This is a genomic window from Fontisubflavum oceani (genome assembly GCF_030407165.1).
GTDB classification, from domain to species: Bacteria; Pseudomonadota; Alphaproteobacteria; order Rhodobacterales; family Rhodobacteraceae; genus Rhodophyticola; species Rhodophyticola oceani.
Genome location: NZ_CP129111.1, coordinates 1346431 through 1360855 on the forward strand (window position 1 = coordinate 1346431; position 14425 = coordinate 1360855).

The 14425-nt window shown below is 61.5% G+C and carries 22 protein-coding genes; 11 read left to right on the forward strand and 11 right to left on the reverse strand.

Annotated elements, in window-relative coordinates:
- The first annotated feature begins 98 nt into the window (after positions 1-98).
- The gene (locus QTA57_RS06910; RefSeq protein ID WP_290154243.1) at positions 99-932 is read left to right on the forward strand and encodes an AraC family transcriptional regulator; all 834 of its coding nucleotides are present in this window, start codon (positions 99-101) and stop codon (positions 930-932) included.
- Between the two features lie 11 nt (positions 933-943).
- Positions 944-1414: an AraC family transcriptional regulator gene (locus QTA57_RS06915; RefSeq protein WP_290154244.1), complete on the forward strand. Its 471-nt coding sequence runs from the start codon at positions 944-946 to the stop codon at positions 1412-1414.
- 6 nt (positions 1415-1420) lie between these two features.
- On the opposite strand, the gene QTA57_RS06920 is transcribed toward QTA57_RS06915, so the two are convergent.
- Positions 1421-2377 (reverse strand): L-malyl-CoA/beta-methylmalyl-CoA lyase, encoded by a 957-nt coding sequence (locus QTA57_RS06920; RefSeq protein WP_290154245.1) that lies wholly within the window; start codon positions 2375-2377, stop codon positions 1421-1423.
- A gap of 307 nt (positions 2378-2684) precedes the next feature.
- On the opposite strand from QTA57_RS06920, the gene QTA57_RS06925 reads away from it, so the two are divergent.
- A complete protein-coding gene (locus QTA57_RS06925) occupies positions 2685-3101 on the forward strand; it encodes a VOC family protein (RefSeq protein WP_290154246.1) in 417 nt (138 codons plus the stop codon).
- Positions 3102-3163: 62 nt separating this feature from the next.
- Here QTA57_RS06925 and QTA57_RS06930 read toward each other — a convergent pair whose 3' ends face one another.
- The 3 genes from QTA57_RS06930 to QTA57_RS06940 are packed head-to-tail and all read right to left on the reverse strand — an operon-like array spanning position 3164 to position 5007.
- On the reverse strand, positions 3164-4333 hold the full coding sequence (locus tag QTA57_RS06930; protein ID WP_290154248.1) for a MalY/PatB family protein: 1170 nt from the start codon (positions 4331-4333) through the stop codon (positions 3164-3166).
- Positions 4334-4390: 57 nt separating this feature from the next.
- Positions 4391-4603, reverse strand: coding sequence for a helix-turn-helix transcriptional regulator (locus tag QTA57_RS06935; RefSeq protein WP_145214768.1), 213 nt, complete (start codon positions 4601-4603; stop codon positions 4391-4393).
- Positions 4600-5007 (reverse strand): hypothetical protein, encoded by a 408-nt coding sequence (locus QTA57_RS06940; protein ID WP_290154250.1) that lies wholly within the window; start codon positions 5005-5007, stop codon positions 4600-4602. The genes QTA57_RS06935 and QTA57_RS06940 overlap by 4 nt, the downstream gene beginning before the upstream one ends.
- Positions 5008-5187: 180 nt before the next feature.
- Here QTA57_RS06940 and def (QTA57_RS06945) point away from each other — a divergent pair, with 180 nt between their 5' ends.
- The 5 genes from def (QTA57_RS06945) to QTA57_RS06965 are packed head-to-tail and all read left to right on the forward strand — an operon-like array spanning position 5188 to position 7846.
- Positions 5188-5712, forward strand: a complete 525-nt coding sequence (gene def, locus QTA57_RS06945) for a peptide deformylase (RefSeq protein ID WP_290154251.1) — start codon at positions 5188-5190, stop codon at positions 5710-5712.
- On the forward strand, positions 5709-6194 hold the full coding sequence (gene def, locus QTA57_RS06950) for a peptide deformylase (RefSeq protein ID WP_290154252.1): 486 nt from the start codon (positions 5709-5711) through the stop codon (positions 6192-6194). The genes def (QTA57_RS06945) and def (QTA57_RS06950) overlap by 4 nt, the downstream gene beginning before the upstream one ends.
- On the forward strand, positions 6184-6678 hold the full coding sequence (gene def, locus QTA57_RS06955; protein WP_290154253.1) for a peptide deformylase: 495 nt from the start codon (positions 6184-6186) through the stop codon (positions 6676-6678). Before def (QTA57_RS06950) ends, def (QTA57_RS06955) begins: the two co-directional genes overlap by 11 nt.
- Positions 6675-7589 (forward strand): methionyl-tRNA formyltransferase, encoded by a 915-nt coding sequence (gene fmt, locus QTA57_RS06960; RefSeq protein ID WP_290154255.1) that lies wholly within the window; start codon positions 6675-6677, stop codon positions 7587-7589. The genes def (QTA57_RS06955) and fmt overlap by 4 nt, the downstream gene beginning before the upstream one ends.
- Positions 7586-7846: a hypothetical protein gene (locus QTA57_RS06965; protein ID WP_145214781.1), complete on the forward strand. Its 261-nt coding sequence runs from the start codon at positions 7586-7588 to the stop codon at positions 7844-7846. Before fmt ends, QTA57_RS06965 begins: the two co-directional genes overlap by 4 nt.
- A gap of 102 nt (positions 7847-7948) precedes the next feature.
- On the opposite strand, the gene QTA57_RS06970 is transcribed toward QTA57_RS06965, so the two are convergent.
- From QTA57_RS06970 to ispH, 6 genes are all read right to left on the reverse strand, one after another.
- Positions 7949-8566, reverse strand: coding sequence for a trimeric intracellular cation channel family protein (locus QTA57_RS06970; protein WP_290154256.1), 618 nt, complete (start codon positions 8564-8566; stop codon positions 7949-7951).
- Positions 8563-9018 carry a ribonuclease HI gene (gene rnhA, locus QTA57_RS06975; RefSeq protein WP_290154257.1) on the reverse strand — a complete coding sequence of 152 codons (456 nt, stop codon included), beginning with the start codon at positions 9016-9018 and terminating at the stop codon, positions 8563-8565. Before rnhA ends, QTA57_RS06970 begins: the two co-directional genes overlap by 4 nt.
- Positions 9011-9598, reverse strand: coding sequence for a class I SAM-dependent methyltransferase (locus QTA57_RS06980; protein WP_290154258.1), 588 nt, complete (start codon positions 9596-9598; stop codon positions 9011-9013). The genes rnhA and QTA57_RS06980 overlap by 8 nt, the downstream gene beginning before the upstream one ends.
- On the reverse strand, positions 9595-10047 hold the full coding sequence (locus QTA57_RS06985) for a DUF3429 domain-containing protein (RefSeq protein ID WP_290154259.1): 453 nt from the start codon (positions 10045-10047) through the stop codon (positions 9595-9597). Before QTA57_RS06985 ends, QTA57_RS06980 begins: the two co-directional genes overlap by 4 nt.
- A 75-nt stretch (positions 10048-10122) precedes the next feature.
- The gene (locus QTA57_RS06990) at positions 10123-10737 is read right to left on the reverse strand and encodes a LysE family translocator (protein ID WP_171560447.1); all 615 of its coding nucleotides are present in this window, start codon (positions 10735-10737) and stop codon (positions 10123-10125) included.
- 45 nt (positions 10738-10782) lie between these two features.
- Positions 10783-11733 (reverse strand): 4-hydroxy-3-methylbut-2-enyl diphosphate reductase, encoded by a 951-nt coding sequence (gene ispH / locus QTA57_RS06995; protein ID WP_290154260.1) that lies wholly within the window; start codon positions 11731-11733, stop codon positions 10783-10785.
- A gap of 119 nt (positions 11734-11852) precedes the next feature.
- Between ispH and QTA57_RS07000 the strand changes: the two genes are divergently transcribed.
- Both QTA57_RS07000 and QTA57_RS07005 read left to right on the forward strand, forming a co-directional pair.
- The gene (locus QTA57_RS07000; protein WP_290154261.1) at positions 11853-12476 is read left to right on the forward strand and encodes a class I SAM-dependent methyltransferase; all 624 of its coding nucleotides are present in this window, start codon (positions 11853-11855) and stop codon (positions 12474-12476) included.
- Between the two features lie 40 nt (positions 12477-12516).
- Complete coding sequence (locus QTA57_RS07005) at positions 12517-13053, forward strand: peroxiredoxin-like family protein (protein WP_290154262.1); 537 nt, start codon at positions 12517-12519, stop codon at positions 13051-13053.
- A gap of 49 nt (positions 13054-13102) precedes the next feature.
- Here the strand turns inward: QTA57_RS07005 and QTA57_RS07010 are convergent, their stop codons facing one another.
- Positions 13103-13678 (reverse strand): LabA-like NYN domain-containing protein, encoded by a 576-nt coding sequence (locus tag QTA57_RS07010; protein ID WP_145214806.1) that lies wholly within the window; start codon positions 13676-13678, stop codon positions 13103-13105.
- A 197-nt stretch (positions 13679-13875) separates the two neighbouring features.
- On the opposite strand from QTA57_RS07010, the gene folK reads away from it, so the two are divergent.
- Entirely contained in the window at positions 13876-14415 is a 540-nt protein-coding gene (gene folK, locus QTA57_RS07015; protein WP_407933502.1) for a 2-amino-4-hydroxy-6-hydroxymethyldihydropteridine diphosphokinase, read from the forward strand.
- Positions 14416-14425: the final 10 nt, after the last annotated feature.

Sequence of the window (14425 nt, forward strand, 5' to 3'; positions counted from 1 at the left end):
TGCCAAGCGGGCATCGCCATCGCCGCCGCAATACCGCAAGATTTGCGAACCGGGGTCGACGCATAAGGGCTCGGAACGCAACAGGAGGCTGTCACAACATGGCAAGCTATGAAGATCGGCTGCTGAGGGTACTGGCCTATATCTATGAGCACCCTGCGGGCGATTTGTCACTCGACACGCTCGCCGATGTGGCGGCGATGAGTCGGTTCCATTGGCACCGGGTGTTTCGGGCAATGACGGGCGAAACCTGCGCCCAAGCCGTGCGCCGGGTGCGGTTGCATCGGGCGGCTGTCTGGTTGGTGCAGAGCGACCGACCGCTGAAACAGGTGGCTGCCGATGTCGGGTATCCCAGTCTTCCCAGCTTCAGCCGGGCCTTTCAGGCGGCCCATGGCATGACCCCTGGAGCGTTCAGAACCCGTGGCGAGATGTTGCCACCTCTTCAGAACGCTGGACAAGGAGACTATCCTGTGTACCCCATTGAAATCATGAACCAACCGACCCGCCGTTTGGCCGCTGTGTCGCACCAGGGACCCTATGCCGAAATTGGGAAGGCCTTCGAGAGTGTGGCCGCGCTTGCGACCTCTCGCAGCCTTTGGCCGCATATCACCGGTATGGTCGGTGTGTATTATGACGACCCCGAGGCGACCGCGGCTCCGGATCTCCGAAGTTTGGCTGGTGTCGTGGTTGACGACGCAATGACCATAGATGCCCCGCTTGAGGATGTGCGTCTGCCTCAGGGGCGCTACGCGGTGATGCATTACAAAGGGCCGTATTCCGGCCTCGCGGCGGCGTATAAGCATATGTATGGCGTCTGGGTGCCAAACTCCGGCGAAGAGCTTGGGGATCACCCGCCGATCGAAGTCTATCTGAACAACCCGCAAGACACAGCGCCGGACGAGCTTCTGACCGATGTTTGTGTGCCGCTGAAATAGGAGACCGATCTATGCCCGAGATTGAGATTGTGACCGAGGCCGCTGAGCTGTCCCTAATCGGCGTGCCACATGCCGGAAGCCATGCCGGGATTGGGCAGGCGTTTCAACGCCTTGCGGATCAGTTGACCGCTGAGGCCCTTTGGGATCGCTCCGGCGCCTGGGCGGCGATCTATCACAACAGTCCTGGGGCGGTTGCAGAACCTGCGCTCCGCTCCCACGCGGCCTGCGTTTTCCCGGCGGAGGCACCGCTGCCCGACGGGTTTGACCGCGTTGTCCTGCCCGCTGGGCGATATGCGGAACTGCTCCATGCCGGGCCTTATGCGGGTCTGCCTGAATCCTGGATGTGGTTTCGTCAGACAGGGATGGGCGCTGCGGGGTTTGTTCCGGCCGACGGCCCCTCGGCGGAGATGTATCTCAATGATCCGGAGTTCACCGCCCCCGAAGATTTGCGGACGCGGCTTCTGATCCCAATCGCCGGGTGAGGCTGGTCAGCCGGCAATCATCTCGGATTGTTTTACGATCACCTCGGCCTGTTTGATCGAGGCGATATCGACCAGCCGACCTTTGTAGACCGTGGCCCCAGCCCCCGATTTCTTGGCCTCTTCCATGGCGGCCAAGATCTCGCGGGCCTCGGCAACCGCTTCGTCGGACGGGGTGAAGACCTCATTGGCGAGCGCAATCTGCTTGGGGTGGATCGCCCATTTGCCAACCATCCCAAGCGTTGCGGAGCGCCGGGCCTGGGCGCGGTAGCCGTCATCGTCGGAAAAATCGCCGAACGGCCCATCGACCGGCAGCACGCCATGGGTGCGGCAGGCGGCGACAATCGCGGTCTGCGCCCAATGCCAGGGGTCTGAATAATGGCGCGTCTCGCCATGCAGCACGTAGTAGTTTTCTTGGGTGCCGCCGATGCCAGTGGTCTGCATCCCCATCGAGGCTGCGAAATCTGCCGCGCCGAGCGACATGGCTTGGAGGCGGGGCGAGGCGGCGGCGATTTCTTCCACATGAGCGATGCCAGCGGCGCTTTCGATGATCACCTCAAAGCTGATCGGCTTGCGGCGTCCCTTCGCGGCTTCAATCGCCGTGACCAGCGCGTCGACCGCATAGATATCCGCTGCGCAGCCAACCTTGGGGATCATGATCTGATCTAGCCGTTCATCGGCCTGTTCCAGAAGATCGACCACGTCGCGATACCAATAGGGCGTGTCGAGCCCATTGATCCGCACGCTCAGCGTCTTGTTGCCCCAATCCACCTCGCCAATCGCTTGGATCACATTGGCGCGGGCCTGTGCCTTATCATCCGGCGCGACGCTGTCCTCCAGATCGAGATTGATCACATCTGCCGCGCTTGCCGCCATCTTTTCAAACAGCTTGGTGTTGGAGCCCGGGCCGAACAATTGGCATCGATTGGGGCGGGCGACGGGGTGGGGTTGCAGGCGGAAGCTCATGAGGCGATTCCCTTTGGCGCAAGGATGTGTCGTTTAGCGTGATCTGAGGCGTAGGATATTGCGCGGGTGGGCGCAAGTGCTGCGGCGCGGCATGATGATCGCCAGCGCGGTTGCGGGTGCGCTGGCAGCCAATCTTGAGCCTGGAGCTATGCAGAGCAAGATGAGCGTTCGCTCCAATTGCACCAGTCTCGGCTTTGGAGGCGCGTTCAACAAAGGGGCGTCTGTTGAGCAGGGTTGTATGCTGGCCTAACATGGCGCGGCGGCTATCTCGCTGCTATGACCAGACTTGTTGAAAGGACCGCGTCGCATGATTGCTTACGTCACCATCGGCGCAGATGACATCGCACGGGCGAAACGGTTTTACGCGGCGTTCCTGCCAGCGCTTGATTACGAGTTGGAGGAGCGGGCTGATGGCCTAAGCTGCACGCTCCGCACGCAACCGAGTCAGTCGGTCGCTCTGCCGGACCTCTACATCAAGACGCCCTTCGATGGACACCCGGCGTCGGCCGGAAACGGTGTGATGATCGCGTTTGAGGCACGCAGTCAGCAGCAGGTCCGTGACCTACACGCCGCCGCCCTTGCCGCAGGCGGCTCCGACGAGGGCCAACCGGGTTTCCGCGACTCCTATGGACCGCGCTTTTATGTTGGCTACCTTCGCGACCCTCAAGGCAACAAGATTGCATTGTTCGCCAGCAATCCGAACGAACCGGGGCGCGACGGGTAACGCGGATAACAAACGCCACTCGTCGCGTTGGGCAAGCTCGGTAAACGGATGCGCTGCGGCGTCTACTGCAAGTCCCCGAAAGCAGCCTGCATGCGCCGTACCGCATCCTCGATCACCGACCGAGGCGCGGCAATATTGAAGCGGAGGAAGTCTTCGCCGCCTTTGCCAAAGGTTGGTCCATGGTTGACCGCAATCCCGGCATCCTTAGCGGTGCGGCGGGTGAACTCCGCCATCTCCATCCCGGTGCTGGCGAAATCGACCCAGGCCAGATAGGTGCTTTCCAATGCCATCGAATGCAGGCCCGGAATCGCATTGATGCCTTCGTCGAAGATACGGGCGTTTTCGGCCAAATAGGGGATCAGTTGATCCACCCATTCGGCCCCCGCGGGAGAGTAGGCCGCCGTCGCCATGAAGAGCCCGAAGGAGTTCGGCGACATACCCATGGCCATCATCCGAGCGCTGAACTGCGCCCGCAGGTCAGGGTCTTCGATGATCACATTGCCCACGTGGGAACCCGCGATGTTGAAGGTCTTGGTGACCGCCGTCATCATGATCAGCCGGTCGGTGATGCCTTCGATCTGCGCCATCGGGATGTGTTTGTGGCCAGGCATGACCAGGTCGTGGTGGATTTCGTCGGAGACGATCAGCAACTCGTGGCGCTTCGCAAAGGCGGCCAGCGCCTGTAGCTCGGCGCGGGTCCAGACGCGCCCGCCAGGGTTATGCGGCGAGCAGAGGATCAGCATCCGCTCATTGCCGGTCATCTGCGCATCCCACGCGTCGATGTTCAATTCATAGCGGCCATCAGCATTGATCATTTCGCATTCGACAAGCTCCCGACCCGCCGCGCGGATCACCTTGGCGAAAGCATGATAAACCGGGGTCATCAAGACGATGCCATCGCCCGGCTGCGTATAGGCGTCGAGGCACATGGCGGTGCCGTTGACCAGCCCATGGGTGGTGAAAATCCAATCCGGCTCGATCTTCCAGCCGTGGCGGTTTTCCATCCACCAGCAGATGGCGGCCCGGTATTTGCTGTCATCGCCGAAATAGCCATAGACCCCGTGATCGACCATCGCCTGCACGGCATCTTGGACGCAGGTCGGTGGGCGGAAATCCATATCGGCGACCCACATGGCGATGCCTGTTTCCGGGTCAACGCCATAAAGCTGTTCCATCATGTCCCATTTCACGCAATGAGAACCACGGCGATCGATAATCTCGTCAAATGACATGTCTGTCCCTCCGATATCCGCGCGCTAAGCTAGCGATGCGGTGCCGGGGTGCAAGGGCTAGTCGTCCTCCGGCAGAGCAAAGAGGTCATGCACGCTGACCTCCAATTCATCGGCCAGACAAAGGGCGAGATAGGTGGAGGGGGTAAAGACGCCGTTTTCGATCGTGTTGATGGTCTTGCGCGAGACGCCCACCGCCTCGGCCAGGTCCGCCTGGGTCAGGCCAGCCTCGGTCCGGTGGGCTTTCAGATGCACGATCAGTTTGGCGCTCATTCGGCGCGACCCCGAAGGATCGAGCCTAGGTAATGTGCCGAGGGTGCCGCGCCCAGGACCGGCCCAAGCCAGAAGAACGCCATGCGGGCATCCATTCGGTCGGTCAGAACCAGGGCGAGGAAGATCAGGAAGGTGACCAGCGCGGCCCAGAAGCCGAAGATCAGAGCATCGCGATGAGCTGTCGTATTCTGCTCGTCCCAAGCCGCCTCTGCCGCTTCCGGGTGGCGCAGATGCATGATGGCCGAGAGCACGGCATAGGCGATCGCTGTACCGCCGATCACCCAGGCCCAGGTCAGACCCGAGGGTCCGATCGAGGCGATCGACGCGCCCACTGCGGCGAGGACGAGAAGAACCATCGTGGCGCTGCCGATGAGGCGCAGGCGGGCAACGGGATTGCTGGACATGGAGGTGCTCCTTTCACATGAGCGATAAGTAACCTTTGGGTTACATAAGGCGCGCAATAAGTAACGTCAAGGTTACATTCACGCCTTCGATTCAGAAATATGCCCGGGAGGCGCGCGAAGGCGGCGGCGGGTGTCGCTCGCCCGTTGCCCCGGCGCTCCTGATCGCCTATCTCCCTGTCCATGAAACGTCCTATTTTGATCCATCCCGACCCGCGCCTGAAGAAGGTGGCCGACGCGGTGCCCGATATCTCCGATGAGCTGCGGGCGCTGGCCGATGACATGTTGGAAACCATGTATGCTGCGCCCGGGATTGGGTTGGCGGCGCCACAAGTGGGTATTGGACGTCGGTTGATCGTACTTGATTGCATCAAGGAAGAAGGCGCGGAGCCCCGGCCGCTGGCGATGTTCAACCCGGTTGTGGTGGCGTGCTCGGATGAGCGGAACGTCTATGAAGAGGGCTGCCTTTCGATCCCCGAGATTTATGCCGATGTGGAGCGCCCGGCAGAGGTAACTGTCGAATGGGTGGACCGCGACGGGGCGGCGCAACGCGAGACCTTTGACGGGCTCTGGGCGACCTGCGTGCAGCATGAGATCGACCATTTGGATGGTAAGCTCTTCATCGACTATTTGCGCCCGCTGAAGCGGCAGATGATTACCCGGAAAATGGTCAAGCTGAAGCGCGAGTTGGCGCGGGAGAAGGCGTGAGCCTTCGGCCCATCCTGCTCTGGCCCGATCCGCGCCTCAGCAAGGTCTGTGCGCCGGTTTCCGGTGATGTTTCGATTTTGGCGACCGATATGCTCGAGACGATGTATGCAGCGCCGGGGCGTGGCTTGGCGGCGCCGCAGATCGGTGTTTTGCAGCGACTCTTCGTTATGGATGTGGGTTGGAAAGATGGGGATCGAGATCCGCAGGTCTGTATCAACCCCGAGATCGTGGCGCGGTCTGAGACGGTTGTGACGGGGCCGGAGGGGTGTTTGTCGATCCCCGGTGTGACCGCCGATGTGACCCGGGCGGAGTGGATTATCCTGCGCTGGACAGACGAAACCGGCGCGGTACGCGAAGAGCGCCTGGACGGGTTCGCGGCCATTTGTGCGCAGCATGAATATGATCATCTGGATGGCATCGTGACGTTTGATCGGGTGTCTTCCGAGGCGCGTCGGGCATTGGAGGCAGACTATGCCAGCTAAGCCCTTCGTGATGTGGCCGGACAAGCGGTTGCAGACCGTGTGCGACCCGGTTGAGGCCGTGACGGACGAGGTCCGTGCGATTTGGGATGATATGGTTGAGACCATGGACGCGATGCCGGGCGTTGGCTTGGCCGCGCCGCAGATCGGCGTGATGTTGCGCCTAGCGGTTGTTGATGCGTCTGATGAGCGGGGCAAGGCGATCCGCATGGCCAACCCGGAGATTTTGCACGCCAGTGTGGAGTTGCGGCCCCATGTGGAGGCCAGCCCCAACCTGCCTGGTGTGCATGCCGAGATCAAACGGCCCCGGGCGGTGACGGTCAGCTATATAGACGGCGCGGGTATCCGGGTGCGCAAAGATTTGGTGGGCCTCTGGGCGACCAGCGTTCAACATCAGATCGACCATCTGAATGGCCGGATGTATTTTGACCGGCTGAGCCGGGTGAAGCGGGATATGCTGTTGAAAAAGGCGAGGAAGCGCGCGTGAAGATCGTGTTCATGGGAACGCCGGATTTTTCGGTGCCGGTGTTGGACGCTTTGGTGACGGCGGGCCACGAGATCGTCGCGGTCTATTGCCAGCCGCCGCGCCCGGCGGGGCGGGGCAAGAAAGACCGACCTTCGCCGGTCCAGGCGCGGGCGGAGGCGCTTGGGCTGCCTGTTCGGCATCCGGTCTCGCTGAAATCGGCAGAAGCGCAGGCGGAGTTTGCGGCTTTGGGTGCTGAGGTCGCCGTTGTTGTGGCCTATGGGCTGATCCTGCCGCAGGCGGTGTTGGACACGCCGACGCGCGGATGCCTGAACATCCACGCCAGCCTTTTGCCGCGCTGGCGCGGGGCGGCACCGATCCACCGGGCGATTATGGCGGGTGATGCGGAAACCGGGGTTTGCATCATGCAGATGGAGGCGGGCCTTGATACCGGGCCGGTTTTGTTGCGCCGGGCTGTGCCGATTGAGGCGGAAGAGACCACGGGCGCATTGCATGATCGGTTGAGTGCTCTGGGGGCCGAGGCGATTGTCGATGCGCTGGCTGGTTTGGATGCGCTGACGCCAGAGGTGCAGCCCGAAGACGGCGTGACCTATGCCGCGAAGATCGACAAAGCCGAGGCGCGTATTGATTGGGGCCAACCGGCCGTCGAGGTGGATCGGTTGATCCGAGGGCTGTCACCCTTTCCGGGCGCGTGGACGATGCTGGACGGGCGGCGGATCAAACTCTTGCGGAGCCGGGTGGCGACGGGTGATGGTGGCCCAGGTGAGGTGTTGGAGGGGTTGCGGGTGGCCTGCGGCAATGGCGCGGTCGAGATATTGGAGCTTCAGGCTGAGGGTCGAGCTCGGCAAGACGCCGCAGCGTTTCTGCGTGGCACCTCGGTATCGCCGGGGGTGGTTTTGGGAGAGATCAGATGATTCTGTTTTCGTTTTTCGGCTCGCTGATGATCGCAGGGATCGTGGCTTATCTGTTCGAAAAATGGGGCTGGACGCATAATGGGCTGATCCCGTCGGTCCTGATCGCGTTCGGTGCCGTGCTGATGTTGTTTTTCCTGCGCTCGCTTTTCGGGCTGAGCTTCGGGCGGCCCGGGGTGGACGCCATCATCGGCTCGGCTGCGGCGCTGATCTTGATCCCGACTGAATGGGCGAATCGGCGGCGAAATCGGCGGAAGTAAGCCCTGCGCCTGTTGCCAGATTGAGCGCCTTCGGCGCACTGTCTTTGGTTCGGGCAGCGATTTGTCGGGCGGTGTGGTCCGCAGGCGGGCTCTTGAGCGATCTTACGATTTCGGCGGGCGCGGTTTGTAGACCGGCAAGCGCCATCCGAAGGCCAGTGAGCCGGCGCGCAGGGCGAAACAAGTGGCGATGCAGGCGATGATTGGGGCGAGTGAATGGGGCGTTGCCAGAGGTGTGATCAGCGCCGCACCTGCCCCCGCGAAGGCGGCCGTGACATAAAGCTCCCCCTGTTTCAGAACCAAAGGTAACTCGTTACAGACCACATCGCGCATGAGCCCGCCAAGCGTGCCCGTGGCCACGCCCATCACGAGAACAATTGGGGCAGATTGATCCATCGCGATGGCGACGCTGACACCTGCGGCGACCGCAACGGCGAGGGCGGCGGCATCGAGCCAGAGGATCAGCCTATAGCGGCTTTCGAACAGATGAGCGGTGAAGAACACGATCAGCGCGGCGATGCAGGCGATGCCGAGATAAGTCGGATCGGCGAGCCAAAAGACCGGATCGCGGTTGAGCAACAGATCGCGGATTGTACCGCCGCCGACTGCAGTGAGGCAGGCGACAAAGAAGAACCCAATGATATCGAGTTGTGCGCGCGAGGCCACGAGTGCACCGGTCAGCGCAAAGATCGCCACGGACATATAATCGAGCGTCGCGATCATTTGGGTTTGAATGGCGCCATGCCGGCGCGCGCCAATTCGTCTGCGCGTTCGTTCTCGGGGTGGCCCGCATGGCCCTTGACCCATTCCCAAGTGACCTGATGGCGCGCATTGGCCGCGTCGAGGCGGCGCCAGAGATCTTCGTTTTTCACCGGCTTTTTCGTAGCGGTGCGCCAGTTGTTGCGCTTCCAATTATGCAGCCAGGCGGTGATGCCACCTTTGACATAGGCGCTGTCGGTGACGACAGTCAGCAAGGACGGGCGCTCCAATGCTTCCAGCGCGTGGATCGCGGCGAGAAGTTCCATGCGGTTGTTGGTGGTGTCGGACTCGCCGCCCTTTAGTTCACGGGTTTTGACGACGCGTTCACCGTCCCTCGCGATGAGCAAAGCGCCCCAACCTCCGGGGCCAGGATTGCCCGAACAAGCGCCGTCGGTATAAGCGAAAAGCTCAGCCATGGGCGGTGATCAAGATGAAGGGGTCTGTCGTGCCCGCAAGGCCCGCGCCAGTCCCGGTTGTGACATCCGATACGGTCAAGCCGAGGCCCTCCAAGGCTGTGCGCAACTCGGCCTCGGAATAATAGCTGTAGAATCGGCCCAAAGCATCGCGCCCTTCGCCCGCGCCGAGTTTCATACCCAAATAAAGATAGCCACCGGGCCGGAGCGCTTTCGCCAGCGCGGTGAGATGGCGCGGGAAATCGGCGCGCGGCGCATGAAGCAAGCTGAAGCTTGCCCAGATCCCGTCATACGCCTCTGTTTCAGTCACATCGTCGAAGGTGCCGTGACGGGCGTCGATGCCAACGGATCGCGCCGCGGTGACAAAGGCGGGGGTGGCATCCAAACCGGTCACCGCGAAGCCCGCATCTTGCATGGCTTTGGCTTGCAAACCGGGGCCGCATCCAAGATCGAGGATCGTCCCACCCGCAGGCAGGCTTGCAAGGAATGCCCGGAGGCTCTCGGTCTGCGCCTCGTTGATGTCCAAGGCGGCATAGCTCGCAGCCCGCGCATCATAGGCGTCAATCGTCCCCTGATCGCTCATGTGATGACCCCGATCCCGAGACAAACCACGACAACAGCGGTCAGGATCAGACGCAAACGCATCCACCATTGCGGCGCCAGCCTTTGTCGCCAAAACATGTAGTCGAGCGGCAGCAGCGCGATGAACCCGGCCAACAGTGCGACCGCGGCCGTGTTTGGATTGCCGCCAGCCATGAAGAACGCCCAAAGCGCGGGCAGGGTAGAGAGCGCATAGCCGCTGGCTGCGACAGCTCCCGCCGCACGTGTGGCAAAGCCCCAAAGCGTGCCAGACATGAAGCAAAGGATAACGATCCCATAGCTTTGCAGCACAAAAGGGCCGGTCAGGGCGGGGCCGAGGCTGCGCACCGACCACCCCTGGAGCGCGGGGCTCGCCAAAGTGGCCGCGCCCCAGAGAAAGGGGATCAGCCCGGCAAGCCCGAGGATCAGGGCGGAGGGAGGAATACGCATCATGGCCAGGGTTCTGCCCAAGCCGGTTGCGCTCGGCAAGGGCCGTTTGTCAGAAAACCGTTCAGCCTAGGGCCTGGTTCAAGCCCGCTCAAACGCCAAGCGACCCGCCAAAAGTGCAAAAATGCCGGCGAAGCTGCGGTTGAGCCAGCGCATGACCCGGGCGCTGCCCAAGATCCAACTGCGCGCCGCCGCCGCGAAGACGCCATAGAGCAGGAAGACGGCGAAGGTGAGTGCCATGAAGATCGCCCCGAGCAGCGCCATTTCCGCTGTCGCGCTGGCGGGATTGCCGGAGAGAAACGGCGGCAAGAGTGCCAGGAAGAAGATCGAAAGCTTGGGGTTCAAGATGTTGATGAGGGCACCGCGCCGGGCGATGCGCCACAGATTTTCGGGTTTTGCTTCTTCGCGGATCGCGAGCGCGCCATCGGATTTCAGGGCCTGCCAGGCGAGATAGAGCAGATAGGCGACCCCGGCGAACTTCACCACCTGGAAGAGCAGCGCCGAAGTGTGCAGGAGCGCGGCGAGGCCAAGCGTGGCGGCGAGCAAATGCGGCACGATCCCAAGCGTGCAGCCAAAGGCCGCAGAAATCGCGGCGCGCCGACCTTGGCCAAGGCCAAGGGCCAGCGTGTAGATCACGCCGGTGCCAGGGGCGATTACGACGACGAAAGCGGTGACGAGAAACTGTAGAGAAATCATGGTGCGCGCATCCTTCCGCAGAGGTATCCGCGAAGGAGAGCCGATTTAGGCGGGTTCGCGCAAGACCCTTGGGACCTTGAACTCGACATTTTCGACAGCCGTCTCGACTTGCTCGACCGAGACGTCATATCGCGCGCGGAAGGCGTCGATCACCTCGTTGACCAGAAGTTCCGGGGCCGACGCGCCGGCTGTGATCCCGATCGAGGTGATCCCGTCGAGCGCCCGCCAGTCGATATCCGTCGCGCGCTGGACAAGCTGCGCATAATCGCAACCCGCCCGCGCACCGACCTCGACCAGGCGTTTGGAATTGGAGGAGTTCGGCGCACCGACCACCAGCATGGCGTCGGCTCTCGGGGCCATCGCTTTGACCGCCTCTTGCCGGTTGGTTGTGGCGTAGCAGATGTCTTCCTTATGCGGCCCGATAATGGCGGGGAAGCGGCCCTGCAAGGCCGCGACAACCTCGGCCGTGTCATCCACGCTGAGTGTGGTCTGGGTGATGAAAGCCAGTTTCTCTGGATCACGCGGGGTAATCTCGGCGACATCGGCGACCGTTTCCACCAGGATCACTTCGCCGGGTGGCAGTTGCCCCATGGTGCCGACGGTTTCGGGGTGGCCCTCATGGCCGATCATCACCATTTGCAACCCGTTGGCGTGATGGCGTTCCGCCTCGATATGCACTTTGGAGACCAGCGGGCAGGTCGCGTCGACAAACACCATCTCGCGGCGCGCGGCCTCTGCGGGGACGGCTTTCGGTACGCCATGGGCCGAGAAGATCACCGGGCGGTCGTCGGGGCATTCGTCCAACTCTTCGACAAACACGGCTCCCTTGGCGCGAAGGTCGTCGACGACGAATTTGTTATGCACGATCTCGTGGCGCACATAGACCGGCGCACCCCATTTTCCGAGCGCCATTTCGACGATTTTGATCGCCCGGTCGACACCGGCGCAGAACCCGCGCGGGGCGGCGAGATAGAGCGTAAGGGGCGGTTTGGTCATCTGAGCCTCCGACATCAGGCGATAGGTAGGGGCAAGCGCCGTCGCCGTCCAGAGGCGGATCGGCGCAGCCGCTTGCCGGAACGCGATTTGCGGCGCAGGATGGAGGTGGGGAGAACATCATGGCATCGGATAAGGCGCATTGGGATGCGGTCTATGCCGCGCGGGACGAAGACGCGCTGACCTGGTTTGAGGCGACGCCAGATTTGTCGCTACAGATGATTCATGCCTATCTGATGCCAGCGGACGCCATTTTGGATGTTGGCGGCGGCGCATCGCGTCTCGTCGATGCGCTGTTGGCGGATGGATATGGCGATGTGACTGTCTTGGACCTATCCGATGCAGCCCTTGCGATCAGCCGGGATCGGTTGGGCGCACGCGCCGCGTCGGTCCGTTGGATCGCGGCAGACATTACAACCTGGCACCCAGACCGACAGGTAACGTTGTGGCATGACCGGGCCGTATTTCATTTCCTCACCACAAGGGAAGACCGCGCCGCTTATGTCGCCGCGATGAGGGCGGCTTTGAAACCCGGCGGCTACGCCATAATCTCAAGTTTTGCCTTGGATGGGCCCGAGACCTGCTCGAACCTGCCGGTTCAACGCTATGCGCCCGAGACGTTGGCCGCGACGCTGGAGGCGTTTGCGCCGGGCCAGTTTCGCTTGGTCGAGAGCCGCCCTCACGTGCATGTGACCCCCAAAGGCAATCAACAATCCTTTCAAATCAGTGTGTTTCAACGCATGTAAGATCGACGATCCAGCCAAATAGAATTCCGGAGACCCGCTGATGTTGATGCCCCGCCAGAAGACCCCTGACCTCACTGTGCCGCTTTTGGGAGGCGGTCAGTTCGATTTGAGCGCTGAGGACAGCCCGCGCGGCGTGGTCATCTGTTTCTACCGTGGACTGCATTGCCCGCTTTGTGCGACCTATCTGACAGAGTTCGAGAAACTTGCCGGTGACTTCGCCGAGCGGGGTGTGGCTTCGGTTGCGATCTCGTCGGATGGCCAAGAGCGGACACAAGCTATGGCTGATAAGATCGGCGCTGAGAAACTGCGCTTTGGTTATGATCTGACCCTTACAAAAGCGCGTGAATGGGGCCTCTATATCTCGACCTCGCGCGGGAAAACGTCAATTGGGATCGAAGAGCCACCGCTCTTTGCCGAACCAGGTCTGTTTCTGATTAACCCCGATCAAACGCTCTATTACATGTCGGTGCAGACCATGCCGTTTGTGCGCCCACATTTCCGGGAGCTGTTGGGGGCGGTCGATTTTGCCATCGACAAGAACTACCCGGCGCGGGGCGAGTATGACGGACCGATCTAGGATCTCTATTAACGAAAAACCCCGCCAAGTTGGCGGGGTTTGTATCTGATCAGGTCTCAACCGTTTCGATTTCATGCTCATCCATCTCCCGCGGTTCGCGGGGCGGTCGGCCAATAACGTCTTTCAACTCATCCAGTTCGATGAAGTTATCGGCCTGGCGGCGTAGATCGTCGGCGATCATCGGCGGCTGACTGCGAATCGTGGACACAACCGAGACGCGCACGCCCTTACGTTGGAGAGCGGCCACGAGCGGCCGGAAATCGCCATCGCCAGAGAAGATCACGATGTGATCGACATGCGGCGCAATCTCCATCGCATCGACGGCCAACTCGATATCCATATTGCCTTTGACTTTGCGGCGGCCCTGGCTGTCGGTGAATTCTTTGGCCGGTTTGGTGACCATGGTGAAGCCGTTGTAGTGCAGCCAATCGACCAACGGGCGAATGGGCGAATAGTCGTCATTCTCCAGAAGGGCAGTATAGTAGAACGCACGCAGGAGCTTGCCGCGCTGCATGAATTCCTGGCGGAGGAGCTTGTAGTCGATGTCGAAGGCCAGCGCTTTGGCGGCGGCGTAGAGGTTCGATCCATCGATGAACAGCGCCAACCGTTCGTCTCGGTAAAACATTGGGTGGTCCCGTGAGTATTTGTGGCGCCAATCGCGTGGAATGATAATGGAGTGAGAACAAAATCTACGACCGGCAATACAAAGGAAAATAGGTGAACTATCGGCAACCGCAAGCATCGAAGCGTCATCAGACCGTCACACGCGCATTGGTCGCCGTGGGTTCAAACGTTTCACTTGCAAGAAATCCTCCGCTTTCGGTGGTTTGCGCGGCCATGAAAAAATTAGCCGATCTCGAAAATGCGACGGCACATTTCAGCCGACTTTATCAAACGCCTGCCTTTCCGGAGGGTGCTGGACCTGACTTTATTAACGCCGCCCTGACGCTGTCATGGCAAGGCGAGGCGGCGGACCTGCTCACGCATCTGCACTGGGTTGAACGCAGTTTTGGCCGGACCCGGCGCACCCGATGGGAGGCCCGGGTATTGGACCTGGATTTGATCGCATTTGGTGATCAGGTTTTGCCAGATTTGGAGACGCAGGCCCGGTGGCGGAATCTGCCATCTGATCGGGCGGCGGAGATTGCGCCAGAAACGCTGATCCTGCCACATCCACGCTTGGCTGAGCGGGTCTTTGTCTTGGCCCCGCTGGCCGATGTGGCGCCGGACTGGGTGCACCCCGTGACCGGCCTGACGATCGCAGAGATGTTGGCCGCGCTGCCACAGGCAGATCGCGACGCCATCACGGTGGTTGATCCGCCCGCCGGGGCCTTGCCTTTCCCACCAATCGGCGATACATGACAGGCTTCTG

Coding starts and splice junctions, on each gene's coding strand:
- QTA57_RS06910 (WP_290154243.1), top strand. CDS start 99: ATGGCAAGCTATGAAGATCGGCTGCTGAGGGTACTGGCCTATATCTAT.
- QTA57_RS06915 (WP_290154244.1), top strand. CDS start 944: ATGCCCGAGATTGAGATTGTGACCGAGGCCGCTGAGCTGTCCCTAATC.
- QTA57_RS06920 (WP_290154245.1), bottom strand. CDS start 2,377: ATGAGCTTCCGCCTGCAACCCCACCCCGTCGCCCGCCCCAATCGATGC.
- QTA57_RS06925 (WP_290154246.1), top strand. CDS start 2,685: ATGATTGCTTACGTCACCATCGGCGCAGATGACATCGCACGGGCGAAA.
- QTA57_RS06930 (WP_290154248.1), bottom strand. CDS start 4,333: ATGTCATTTGACGAGATTATCGATCGCCGTGGTTCTCATTGCGTGAAA.
- QTA57_RS06935 (WP_145214768.1), bottom strand. CDS start 4,603: ATGAGCGCCAAACTGATCGTGCATCTGAAAGCCCACCGGACCGAGGCT.
- QTA57_RS06940 (WP_290154250.1), bottom strand. CDS start 5,007: ATGTCCAGCAATCCCGTTGCCCGCCTGCGCCTCATCGGCAGCGCCACG.
- def (WP_290154251.1), top strand. CDS start 5,188: ATGAAACGTCCTATTTTGATCCATCCCGACCCGCGCCTGAAGAAGGTG.
- def (WP_290154253.1), top strand. CDS start 6,184: ATGCCAGCTAAGCCCTTCGTGATGTGGCCGGACAAGCGGTTGCAGACC.
- QTA57_RS06965 (WP_145214781.1), top strand. CDS start 7,586: ATGATTCTGTTTTCGTTTTTCGGCTCGCTGATGATCGCAGGGATCGTG.
- QTA57_RS06970 (WP_290154256.1), bottom strand. CDS start 8,566: ATGATCGCGACGCTCGATTATATGTCCGTGGCGATCTTTGCGCTGACC.
- rnhA (WP_290154257.1), bottom strand. CDS start 9,018: ATGGCTGAGCTTTTCGCTTATACCGACGGCGCTTGTTCGGGCAATCCT.
- QTA57_RS06980 (WP_290154258.1), bottom strand. CDS start 9,598: ATGAGCGATCAGGGGACGATTGACGCCTATGATGCGCGGGCTGCGAGC.
- QTA57_RS06985 (WP_290154259.1), bottom strand. CDS start 10,047: ATGATGCGTATTCCTCCCTCCGCCCTGATCCTCGGGCTTGCCGGGCTG.
- QTA57_RS06990 (WP_171560447.1), bottom strand. CDS start 10,737: ATGATTTCTCTACAGTTTCTCGTCACCGCTTTCGTCGTCGTAATCGCC.
- ispH (WP_290154260.1), bottom strand. CDS start 11,733: ATGACCAAACCGCCCCTTACGCTCTATCTCGCCGCCCCGCGCGGGTTC.
- QTA57_RS07000 (WP_290154261.1), top strand. CDS start 11,853: ATGGCATCGGATAAGGCGCATTGGGATGCGGTCTATGCCGCGCGGGAC.
- QTA57_RS07005 (WP_290154262.1), top strand. CDS start 12,517: ATGTTGATGCCCCGCCAGAAGACCCCTGACCTCACTGTGCCGCTTTTG.
- QTA57_RS07010 (WP_145214806.1), bottom strand. CDS start 13,678: ATGTTTTACCGAGACGAACGGTTGGCGCTGTTCATCGATGGATCGAAC.